At 38.1% G+C, this 12,430-nt stretch carries 9 protein-coding genes; 2 read left to right on the top strand and 7 right to left on the bottom strand.

Going from position 1 to position 12,430, the window contains the following annotated elements; translation table 11 throughout:
* Both BHV72_RS03740 and BHV72_RS03735 read left to right on the top strand, forming a co-directional pair.
* A partial coding sequence (locus BHV72_RS03740; protein WP_286854788.1) for a hypothetical protein occupies positions 1–919 on the top strand: 919 nt, incomplete at its 5' end.
* 238 nt (positions 920–1,157) lie between these two features.
* The gene (locus tag BHV72_RS03735; protein ID WP_286854786.1) at positions 1,158–2,117 is read left to right on the top strand and encodes a hypothetical protein; all 960 of its coding nucleotides are present in this window, start codon (positions 1,158–1,160) and stop codon (positions 2,115–2,117) included.
* A 67-nt stretch (positions 2,118–2,184) separates the two neighbouring features.
* Here BHV72_RS03735 and BHV72_RS03730 read toward each other — a convergent pair whose 3' ends face one another.
* The 7 genes from BHV72_RS03730 to BHV72_RS03700 form a co-directional block, all read right to left on the bottom strand.
* On the bottom strand, positions 2,185–3,141 hold the full coding sequence (locus BHV72_RS03730) for a FimB/Mfa2 family fimbrial subunit (protein WP_195414738.1): 957 nt from the start codon (positions 3,139–3,141) through the stop codon (positions 2,185–2,187).
* A 141-nt stretch (positions 3,142–3,282) separates the two neighbouring features.
* Positions 3,283–4,929: an Mfa1 family fimbria major subunit gene (locus BHV72_RS03725; RefSeq protein ID WP_286854783.1), complete on the bottom strand. Its 1,647-nt coding sequence runs from the start codon at positions 4,927–4,929 to the stop codon at positions 3,283–3,285.
* A 36-nt stretch (positions 4,930–4,965) separates the two neighbouring features.
* Complete coding sequence (locus tag BHV72_RS03720) at positions 4,966–6,486, bottom strand: DUF3868 domain-containing protein (RefSeq protein WP_286854781.1); 1,521 nt, start codon at positions 6,484–6,486, stop codon at positions 4,966–4,968.
* Between the two features lie 7 nt (positions 6,487–6,493).
* A complete protein-coding gene (locus BHV72_RS03715; RefSeq protein ID WP_286854780.1) occupies positions 6,494–7,066 on the bottom strand; it encodes a DUF3575 domain-containing protein in 573 nt (190 codons plus the stop codon).
* A gap of 19 nt (positions 7,067–7,085) precedes the next feature.
* Complete coding sequence (locus tag BHV72_RS03710) at positions 7,086–7,460, bottom strand: hypothetical protein (protein WP_022043091.1); 375 nt, start codon at positions 7,458–7,460, stop codon at positions 7,086–7,088.
* A gap of 40 nt (positions 7,461–7,500) precedes the next feature.
* On the bottom strand, positions 7,501–9,219 hold the full coding sequence (locus tag BHV72_RS03705) for a hypothetical protein (protein ID WP_286854777.1): 1,719 nt from the start codon (positions 9,217–9,219) through the stop codon (positions 7,501–7,503).
* 3 nt (positions 9,220–9,222) lie between these two features.
* Positions 9,223–11,958 (bottom strand): hypothetical protein, encoded by a 2,736-nt coding sequence (locus BHV72_RS03700; protein ID WP_286854775.1) that lies wholly within the window; start codon positions 11,956–11,958, stop codon positions 9,223–9,225.
* Positions 11,959–12,430 lie beyond the last annotated feature (472 nt).

Genomic DNA, 12,430 nt, shown 5'->3' with positions numbered 1-12,430 from the left:
GAAAGAAAAGCTTCCACTCAAAGGAAAACTGGCAGATATGTTAATGGATACTCTCTATATAGGCAAAGAAGCCGTATATAGAAGGTTACGTGGTGAGGTCCCTTTCACTTTACAAGAAGCGGCTCTCGTTTCGAGAAAGTTAGGGATATCTCTGGATAAAATTATAGGAATCAGTTTCAAATCCAATGCGATGTTTGATATGAATATTGTAGATTACGATGACCCTTTCGAAAGCTACTATAATATATTATATAAATACGTCAGACTAATTAATACACTGGAAGACGATCCGAATTCTTCTTTGGGAACTTCTTCCAACATCATTCCACAAACGCTTTACCTGAAACATGACCTTCTGGCAAAATTCCGTTTATTCAAGTGGATGTATCAGAATAAATATATCCAATGTAAAAGTTTTGAGGAACTGGAACTTCCGCAGAAATTGATTAATATCCAAAAGGACTATGTGGATATGACAAAGCATTTCCATTCTATTGATTATATCTGGGACAGTATGATCTTTCAGCACCTCATCAACGATATCCAATACTTTTCCAGCATTCATCTTATTTCAAATGAAGCTAAAGAAGATATCAAGAAAGAATTATTCCTCCTGACAAACGAACTGGAAGATCTTGCCACTAAGGGTAAAACAGAGAATGGTAACACAGTTCGTATCTATGTGTCGCATATTAATTTTGAGGCAACGTACAGTTATGTAGAAACTAATAACATCCAACTAAGCCTGATACGCGTTTACTCCATTAATTCTCTGACCACAATGGACAATGAAATCTTCTGTAGCTTAAAGGAATGGATTCAGTCTTTAAAGAAATTCTCCACCTTGATTTCTGAAAGCGGTGAAATGCAACGTATCCAATTCTTCAAACAGCAGAGGGAAATCATTGATACTCTTTAAATTCATTTTTTTCGTAAAACAAAAAGATGCAAAATCCATAATTACAATAAATGAAAGTAGATAAAATACTTATCTACTTTTTTTCATTATATGTCCGTCACCCCTATCTGTTATATTTAATCAGAAAATTCACTCCTGTCTTATACCTGTTTTTCCACACAAATCTTTCAAATACAAACTTTAATTTTGCATTAAATGTATCACGAATATTATTCATATTAAAAACGAAGAACAAACAATGAAAAATGGTATTTTGAATGAATTGATTGCAGTTATGAAAGAAAGAGTTCCGCAAGGACAAAACCTTGCCAGCGTCCTGGCGGATATCTTGTTCATGGGAAAAGAAGCTGTCTATCGCAGACTAAGAGGGGAAGTTTCTTTTTCTATCGAAGAAATAGCTACTATATCTTCCAAATTAGGAATTTCTATCGACCAAGTTGTTGGTAGCCATCATTCCAATAAAGTTACTTTTGATTTGAATCTCCTCCATTCGCCTAATGCGATAGAGAATTATTATGAGATTCTCAATCGTTACCAACAGATATTTGACTATGTGAAAGAAGATAGTAGTACAGAGATATACACAGCCTCCAACCTCTTGCCTTTCACACTTTATTCTTCTTACGAATATTTATCCAAATTCCGCCTTTGTCGGTGGCTATACCAGCACGGGCAGATTAAAACTCCCCATTCCTTATCGGATATGCGTGTAGAAAAACGAATAGAACAGGCGCATAAAAGATTGAGTGAAAGTGTGAAACAATGCCCGAAAACTTTTTTTATCTGGGACACTAGCATTTTTCATTCATTCGTCAATGAAATCAAGTATTTTGCCAGTCTGAATCTCATAACACCGGAGGATGTACGTCATCTGAAAGAAGAACTTCACCAATTGCTTTCACTTATCGAACATCTGTCAAGTAAAGGAGAGTTTAGTAATGGACGAAAGGTATATTTCTATTTGTCTAACATAAACTTTGAAGCTACTTATAGTTATATCGAAAAAGCAAATTATCGAATCAGTCTGCTACGGGTATATTCTATCAATTCAATGGATTCACAAAGTCCGCATATCTGTCAGATGCAACGTGACTGGATTCTGTCTTTAAAACGTCACTCCACTCTAATTTCTGAAAGCGGAGAAGCACAACGTATCGTTTTCATGCAGAAACAGCATGAAGTTATTGAAGCTTTATAAATAACGAAGGGGTTAGGTTGATAATAACCCGGCCCCTTCTAATTCTCCCTCTGTCTAACTCTTTCTATTAGAAATCTCCTTCTGTCTGCGAATACACAGTCCAACCATTAATGACAATTTTCATTGCAAGCCATGAACCAGAGAGAAAGAAAACAATATGATAATTACTTTGGCGATCAAAATATTCCTGCATTCCGATCTTTTTATCCTCCATATTAGTCATAGCAAGATAATCAATCAGGTTGATATCAAATACCTTATTTGACGTCGACTTTTCCGTAATCACCAGACGAGTTGTTCTATCTTTCATCAGCCGCATTGTGTTCAAGTCTACCGAAGCAGAAAAAGAATTCAACTGATTCATATGATAAGGACGGAAACTCAACACATCATCATCCAGTAAGGAATTATCATGTCCCAAATATCCGTTAGACTCACGAATTTCATAATCATAATCATTCATCTTTAATTCCCAGTTATTCGCATAACTCTGGAAAATAAAACGCACCCTTTTTGTATCTTTTATAAGATTAATAGTCTCTGTCTGATGAATTGTTCCTGTAAAATTTACATTGATAATCTCACCATACCAAAGCGTTTCCAATTCTTTGTCAATAATAAGAGACTCCTCACGCTTCAACTGCAATTTCAAATCTGTAATGGTAGAAGTCTCGGGAATTAACGAAGTAATATCGTATGAATCACGTGCACCTGCCCATGCTACAAACTGATACTCCCCCACCGGCAATGCTACCTCCATCAGATAATTACCTGTCGATAGCGAACCACCTTCTTCTGCCTGTTTGAATAAAAACTTCCCGTCTTTATCAAAAACATAAAGTTCCACTTTATCGACTTGCGTATGGAAAGCATCAGCAAATTCCATATTATAATCATATTTGAACTTTACAGACAAGCGACATTCCGGCAAATCTTCTTTAAAGCTATCGCAAGAAACCATTGTCCAGGAACTAACAATGAGAATCCCCAAGGTAACACGGCATATAAGGCTTTTTAGGTTCATATTTCTATTCTTCTAATTTCTATCAAGCTATAAATTTTGAAATTATTGATAGCTCTCGATTTTTCTTCCTATTGTTTGTTTTAAAGGTAAAGAGAGCGTCCCCTCTTTACCTCAAGTCGCAATAAAACAATGAATATAAAATTACAGAGGTTCAACTTGCGAATACCAAGTCCATGGGTTAACCTCAATTTTAATGGACAAATAACGGTCTTCTTCTTCATCCGGTGTAATCGGGTCCGGATCCGGAATAGAAGGATAGCCAGGATTATCAATCTTATTTACAGTAATATCATATACCGAATTACGGACTACACCAAACTCACCCAATTTATTCATTATAGTGGGACTATCATCATGTTTAATCATAATTTTGTAATAACAAATACCTTTTGAGTAATATTCAACAGTTTTCAGAGTCTTGCCACCTGCACTTTTTGTGGCTATTTTTCCTGCTAATGCTGCAAACTCATCTTTAATGTCTGAAGCCATCTGCTCCGGAGTTTTAGCATCATCCTTAGCAGCGGGAATATTTACCGGATTAAGAGTATCATCACCTTCGCCAAGTGCTTCTATAAATTCGTTGTAAAGGTCTGTTATTCCCGTTGGATATTCGGCCGGTTCACCAGATTTATATTTACGAGTCAATTCTTCTTCAATATACGTTAAAACAGAAGCCGGAGTATAAAATACACCATTCATATTGAACCAGTCCTCTCCATTAAGCAAAGTCACCTTAGACTCATCTTGATTCTTAATTGTTGTAGGAGCATAAAAAACCTTCAACAATACATGTGTTGTATAAGCATGTACATTATAGCCTTCCTCTTGTGTATTTTCCAAGCAGTATTTAGCAGTAGCCAGATCATTCCATGTGATAGAATTTGTAGCGGACGTTACATAAAAATAATTTAAATCATAATCTGAATGATTAGTAGAAGATACCCACTTACCAATATTACTATCTTCATAATTCGGGTCTTGTCTATATGAACCAATGCTATACTGATCATATGGAGTCCATGAATTCATTGCTGTCTTAATTCTCTTAGACGCAGGAAAAAACTTCTTATTGGTTACATTCAAATACCATTTAGTATTAACCTTATCAATAGTGGCATTGTCACTAAGATCATCATCATCACCGCTATCAGCTTTTACGTATACACGTACTTTAGCCGATATACGATCAATTCTAATAGTCAGAGGCGAGTTAGTAGCTGCTATTGCAGTACTGTATAAGGCTAAGTTCTTCGCAGTCCCATCACTTTCCGAGGGTTCCAGATCACCTTTAGCGTTTGTCATAACAAACCCACCGGATTTGGCAACACCTGTAGTAACTTCTGCTTCCGTTGAAAGTGTTACAATCTCATTTACATCTTCATACTTATCACCTTCCTTAATTGTCCGGGCCAGATTCTGCGGGTTAGCGATGATTAATACAGCTTTAGACGTAGAAGGTACCTTAAATGCACTTGTTCTGTTGGGCAAATTATTGATATTTTCATCACTAAACGTTACAATTTTTGTTACTACACTTGTGTTAACATGCCCATCAAAGAATACAGCTTTTACAGCAGTAATATTACTCTCATCAGCCGTACCATTGTCCTGATTCGGAGTATTCAACGCACGCGTTTTAGTTGATTGGACACTTAACGCAACCCATGCATCACCATCTAAGTTCACTACATCATTATTATCCTTCCCACCAGGAACGATGTCTTCATTACTACAAGCAGCAAATGCAATAGCAGCAAGTGCCAACATAAAAAAATTCTTCTTTTTCATTGTTTCTACAATTTAATAAAAGCGTTTGTAATTAATTTATTTATCCCTATTTTTAATTCTAAATTCAGAGGCATTAGCCTTCTTTCTAGTTAATTCTTCCAAATTATATCCGGCAACTTTGAGTCCCGATTCGTATGCGACATTTAAATATTCTTCCGCATGTTCATATTCCCCCTTCAGTAACATTAATACTCCCATTGCGTTGCTATACTCCGGTAATTTTTTCATCGAATCTACCATACTCAGACAGCGTTCGGCAGAAATAAGATCATTGCGCGAAAGAGCAGCAGTAGCTGCATTTATATTCGCAATCTCATCCTTCGGATACATCCGGACAGCCGTTTCAAACACATCGATAAACTCTTGTGAACCTACCGGATAAGTATTAGCCACCAGAAACATTTCATTCAGGCTCAGGTTCTGCGGGCGTCTCTTTATTTCCTCCTTTGCTTCATCCACATTAAAATTCCTGACCTCATAATTCACTCTACAAATAGCTATACGCAGACTTGGAAATATATATTTCAACATATATCGATAGGGTACTCCCCCACGAAGCTGCATAAGTTTTGTTTCTCTCCCTTTTTCAATAGGTATATCTCGGATAATATCCAATACTTCATCTTTATACTCTATTTCCATTGTATCCAGTGCTTTTTCCAAACCGTCCCAGTTTTCACCACCAAAAATGATGTAATATTGATTTCTCGGGAAATCATATTTGGAAGCCAGATAATCACGCAAAGCCATGGCACGTCCTTCGGACAGACGTTTGTTAGTCACTAACGTTCCTTCCGGAGAAGCATAGCCGATAATATCCAACCGATTGACCTTCACATTCGGATCCGACTTTAATTCATCAATCATCTTCCTGATTTTAGCCAATTCTTGAGGGTTGTTCATATACTCGGGACGGATATTTATCCTATTCACCTCAAAATCTAAGAAACATTCCGCTTGTATGTCCCGCTGTTTGATTTCTTCAGCCTTCGGCTGCAAATAAGCGAAATGGGGGGTTACGACGTAAGGCAGTAATACACGTTCAAGCGTAACTTTATCCACCAAACGCTCTACGTTCATCGATTTTATCTCACCGCAACCACACTCGTCACGTTGCACATCCAAACGTGCATTTTCCATCCATGGTTCGTAACGCACCATATACCTATATGGAAGAACACCATTTTTCACCTTACTTCCTTTTTCTACCGCATAAGGTTTATCATAGTTCTTCTTTTCTTTGATACTCATCACCGCAAGCCAACGCTCGTAAGCCAGATATTCATCACGTCCTTTAATAGAGACTTTCGGAAGATTCAGCATACGTTCGGGAGCCACCAACTGTGGGATAAAATCCACCCCGCGAGTAGACTTCACTTTTACATCTTTCAAATCAAAATCAATATCAATATGAAGAAAATCTCCTTTCTGTTCCAGCTGTATCGGTTTCACAGTGATAGTACCGTCATAAGAACGAGTCTGAGCTGTAGCCGGAACCATGTCCAAGCACAAAACAGTCAGCAGACATACAGCGCAATATATATTTCTTTTCATCATGATTATACTATTTAATGACATAAATAAGTGACACACTAGCCTTTGTCGGTCCCAAGTAATTCTTACTCGTATCCTTCGATTTTGTACCACACGTTGTGCAAGGATATTTTTCGTATGCAATATATGCATACCCCAATCCTAAGGACGCTTCAATACTCCAGCGTTTTTTCAATATCCACGAATGCCCTACCGAGAATCCCGCACCATACAGATGTCCCTGATAACGGTTTTGCTGCATATTCCCACTCACAAAAGACCAGTCGGGCCAGCCCCCTATATTGAAATCAGCATAATGACCATGTAGTCCGATAAATGTTCGGTTAAAACGTTCGCAGAACCAGTAACGAATCTCCGGTTGAATCCCCCAATGGCGGAGACGTCTACCGTTATCGGGTTTCCACGGGTTGTAATTAACCGGTACATCCAATGTCCATTTACGTGCCAGCCCGAATTCTAAACCAAGATTCATGGTAGCGGTAGCATCATATAACAAATTACTTTTCAACGCAACCTTTTGGGCGTAGCTTTCAAGAATAAAACACCCGGACATTAATAATATGAGTATAAGAATCTTCTTCATTTATCTTACATTTACTGTTTTATATGCCCAATTGAGTAATATCAATCTTGATACGTTGCATAGTACTACCATTTACAGATGATCCGTTGGGTATTATTGTTGTCAAATACACAATACCACTTCTCGAATCAACACTGTTATTAGGCAATATCTCAATAAATATCTTTCCGTCTTCCACAATGATATGGTCCGTATTATCTCGATGAGTCATTGTTGACGGACGTAATTTAATCCAATCTTTAGGATTATCATCACCATCTTCTATGTACCCGGTCAGGCAAAAATAGTTTATCTCTTTGGCCGCCGGATTATGATTATAAGCAGGCATATACTTAAATATTCCTCCGGCAGCATCCACTGCATCTCTCTGTCTAATGTGTACCTGTTTTTCCAAATTTCCTAGTTTTAATATTAATGCATTTATTATTTTATTATCAAGATCCGTTTTGGTAAAAATATATCTTGATCCGTTTCGGTATATCTTTATCATCTTCCAGAGGTTCTTTCGGATTCTTTATAGTCGTAAGATAGACAACGGCATTTCTTGCGGAAGAAGCTGATGCTATATCTATATCAATTATTCCGTCACCGACTTGAATACTATTAGGATCGCCACTAATGCCACCATACTTATTTTTCATCGTAATCCATGATATATCTGTATCTGTTTTAGCCGAAAGAAGATAATAGTCAAAATCATAGATACCTGAATTCTGCGTATAATAATTTACGACCATTCCTGCTGCAGGAATAATATCCTTTCTTATCACGCTGACCTTCTGTTCAATGTTACCAAGTTTTATATTAATGCTCGAATTGTCAATACTACCGGTAGGAAGTTTGACTACCACATCCACAGTGAACGGTGTATTCGGATCCGAGGCAGAAGATATTCTTTGGGATGCCGGGGCAACAATAGTCATCGTACCATTCGTCACTCTTATATAATTGCTCTTATCGGAAAACTTATGTGCATAAGTACAATTTGTTGTCAACGTAAAAGCAAGATATTGATGTTCTGAATTGATATCATCATATATCATACAAAGCCGATTGCTTACAGCAAGGTAATATTCGCTATTGGCTTTAATCTCAAAAGAAGAAAGGTCTATTATTTCAACTTTACATTTCAAAGCCAAGTTATTGGGCTCAGCCAAAAGAGCATCAGTATAGCTGCCGAACCCAGGAAAATTGGCCGATATTATTGTAAATCTGTATTCATGATTACGCTTGATGTCTATATACTTGAGTTCATCATCAGCGATCGCTATCTTATAATAAGATTCCAGCCCTTTATAAAATGCACGTATTATCATATAGGCACCGGTTCCGCTTTTCGCTTCATATACATATATAGGGTCAGTTACATTAGCCGTTGCAGAAACAAAATCCTCATTTGCATCATTTCTAATATAATCTACCATACTTGCCGCAGTTTCCAAATTGCCGGAAAGATTATGCAATACTGTATTTTTATTCATATTGTACACCGAATGTATCCCTGATAAGGTGAAATCAGCAACTGTACTTTTTACTACAATCTTGGCTACCGCACGTGTTAGTTCCAAAGGTACAGTAGACGTACCGATTTTCGTATTTACGTTAATTCCCTCAGTAGCTTCATACAAATAACTCATCGACAACATCTTGTTTACGAATGGCGGAGCATTAACTACAACTCCGGCAGTCATTGGCATAGCTGAAAGCAAAGCTGTCACATTAGTAAGCGTCTTGTTTGTGAACAGGTCATTAAAATTGTCAACCGAAAAGTCGTAAGACATACTGCCCACATAAAATTTATCCTGAGGATTAGCCAATATCAATACCCATGATTTGCCGCTCTGTGGTCTAAGCAAAACATAACTTTTATTTCCAACATTAATATTTGCCTGTGCCGCTTCTGCAAATACCGCATTGCCAGCCGTACCGTCGCCACCAGTAAATACAAGTATCCAGGGGTCTTTGTCTACATCATCTTCCAGCGCTATTGCCCTGGACACAGGAGTATCAAATGACCTTAACCTTGTAAACAGTTCTATGCTGACTTGCTCAATGTTTTCGGTCTCCGTAGAGTAAAAATCTTCTTCCTTCACACAAGAAATCATGCAGAGAAGCAACCAAAGGATTATATATATATTAATCTGTAACCTCATTCTCTATTTATTTCTAACACATCTCAAAGACAACCCGTTTTTAAATGAAGTGCTCACAGGTGCTGTCCCTTCATAACTTAATTCTATATTCCACACAGAACTCCAATCAACATAATCAGCACCTTCCGGTTCAGGGATATCAGCCGCTGATGCTGTCATATAAAAGCCGGCACTAGGATGTTCCAATACCCCCGCTTCATTTGCTCCTCCCACACCGTAATTCCGTCTGCCTGCGGAAGGAAAAAACAATGACTTAACTCCATTGAAAAAAATACATCCCCAATATGCGGCATTCGCACTTTTTATAGTAACTCCATATTGTATCAAATCACCATTAATCAAATTCTGCTCTATGGGACGTCTATCAAAATACCCGTCTGCATAGAACCCAAAAGTCATATTATCAGGAAGAGTTACAGGAGCATAATATGAAGGAGAACTAGCTTGAGTTCCAGACTCCGGACTAACCGATTTATACCCTTGGTTACCGTCACCTGTCATCGGATTTTTAAATATGGATGCTCTCCATTCTGATGCCTCCGCTTCCGTAGTTGTACTGTTATGTGAAGCCACTAATCCTCCGGTTATGCTACCATCATTCGGTCGATGATAACCTTCAGGACAAATTTCCAGGTTTGTACTATAGCTTTCTGACGGAATTCCGTTATCCCATGTCAGATACTGATAGTTTTTGTAATAGCTCCATCCCCAGCCTTCAAGCCCAATCGCATTCATGCCAGGATGTGGATTCAATGCCCTATAGCCAAGCGCGTTATATGCCTCATCCATTTCTGCATCTTCGGGAGAACTACCATAATCTCCTTCTTTTAGTCGCCCCCATTGGAAATGTGCCCCTGCTTTTGTCGGGAAATCAACTTCCGAAGCATTATTTCTATTCACAACGATACTAAAATCGTTTGTCATCGGAGTAGCCAGAAAATTTTTGTGAGTCATATTGTAAACAGCAAATTTTCTCGACCCTACCCGTCCGGGATATAAATAATCCGGGGTTTCTCCCTGTCTCAAATAAAGAGTTGCCTCTACAGGCTGATCCCCCCACCCCCATAACCAATATCTCAATTTCACAGTCGCATACCTTGGAGTAGCCGGATCAGGATTTGTTTCTGTCAGTCCGATACGGAAGTAAATACGTCCTTTACCGGAAACATTCTTGCCATCCTCTCCTTTCTGCAAATTGGGTGTTACACGGAAATTTTCAGCAACTCCCGGATTAGCCGTTCCGACATTAGGATCAAAGCTGGGAGTAGTGCTCAGGATTACCATATTATCAGGGTCTTCATCTACTCGCGCACTCCAATTTACTATCGTTACGGCATCTGCCCCTTCTCTGGCAAGCTGTCCCGTAATGATGCGCTCTCCACACTGGTCATTTTTCCAAAAAGCTCCGGCATATCCTGTTGCTCCATTCGCCGGATTTACAGCCGGATGATAGAATTGAAGACGTGTTCCATTTTGTTCTATCGTGACAGTAATATCCCTTTGCAAAGCATTACTGCCATCTGTATTTTCAGCAGATAACGTCAGTTTATATGTACCGGTCAGATTTGGAGACTTCTTTATATAGTCAAATATCTCATCCTTTATCAACCATCCGTCAGCCAGAAGGTCCATATATCCCGTCCCCTCTTGTCCGTTGGCGGCATACATAAACCGTTCAGGAGCAGTAGTCCAGTCTGTTGTACTTTGAGCTACCAAGCTATTAAAGATACGGTTAGTTTCCACTATCTCACCGGTTGTTACATTATACACTTCGGGCAGTACTCTGACTACAGGCATGTTTGACGAAAATGAAATCCGAGCACCATTAAAATCGGTTATCGACACTTTCGTATGTGAAACATTCAGTATGCGCAAGTCATCTATATTCCAGTTATTATTTTCATCCGTCCACTTGGAAGCTTTGATATTTACCTCCAACGGTTCTTTTACAATTCCCTTGAATGACAACATTGTATTTATCGGCAGGCTATAATTCACCGGTTCCGAAACAATCTTCAGTTCACAAGAAGGGCTATAGTGGTTTCCCATATCTACAGTGAGTACCACAGCCTTCGCCTTGTCCTCTGTCACCTCCAGTTCTTTGGCAGGTAAAATAATCCGGTTTACTCTCTTTGCCCATACTCTCCCCTCAGTAGGAGTCTCAGCTGAAAAATAACTTCCATCCGTATCCTTTTTAAAAGTACGTATATTACTCTGCCCTATCGCTCCCTGATAATTGGCAGTAAGAGGTACCGCATCCGGAATGTTTTGAAATATAAGTCCGGAAAAAATATCCTCCAGTTCATCATCTGATTCCAATACAACATCTATCCTCACTGCCAATCTTTCAAGAGCAAGTTGCAATATAGTTACTTCCGTATTGTCACTCAATCGGGCCCCTTGCCCGTTGGATAAAACAGTGACCTGTTTAATCTCCTGTTTCATGGGTATAATTTGATCGGACGTGAAGAAACGTTCAGGATAGGCGATATTATCTAAATCACAATAATTGGAAATACTCTTCAATTGATTTAAAACGGGGATATTAGCAGGTTCATTAGCAAGAAAAACAAAGTCATATGTTCCCGGATTAATAGTATGACGTATAATATCACCTTCTGATGCAGTATAGCGCACATTGGTAACAATATCTTTAGTTGTTTTATCAAATGCCAGTACACGAAGGGTTTCAACGATATAGTCATCAGGATCCGTTCCCAGATGTGTATTACCCTGCACTCCTATTCCTCTTATCGAAATAAAAGTACTTTCCGTTTCATTATTATTTGTAAAAGTCTCATCAATACAAGAAGAAAAAGACAGTAATAATAAAAAGCAAACTAAACCTATATAAATTCTACTCTCACTAACAATCATTCATTTATCTCTTTTAGCCAATTCCAAAACATACTTAAATTTCATATTGCAAATTTCGGAATATTAAAGGAGATACAGAATTGTATTCATTTCTGTTACAGATAATCCGAGTCTGAAAACAAGACTATTAATGTGAACTACAAATCAGGGGATTACGGAATATAAAATAAAAAGTGGTAATCGGAGATATTTTTTCGACATTCGCATATTTCTCAAAACAACAGTTTCGAATATCAAAATAAAGAGATAGGAAAATACTAATAGATTTTCATATCATTTAGATACAATCCAGGCATAAATCAGACAAGAGAAACGACTATTTTACACAATAAAA

Origin of the sequence: Bacteroides sp. 43_46 (assembly GCF_001915455.1) — a bacterium.
In the GTDB taxonomy this organism is placed as follows: domain Bacteria; phylum Bacteroidota; class Bacteroidia; order Bacteroidales; family Bacteroidaceae; genus Bacteroides; species Bacteroides caccae.
This window is presented reverse-complemented; position numbering and strand designations above follow the sequence as displayed.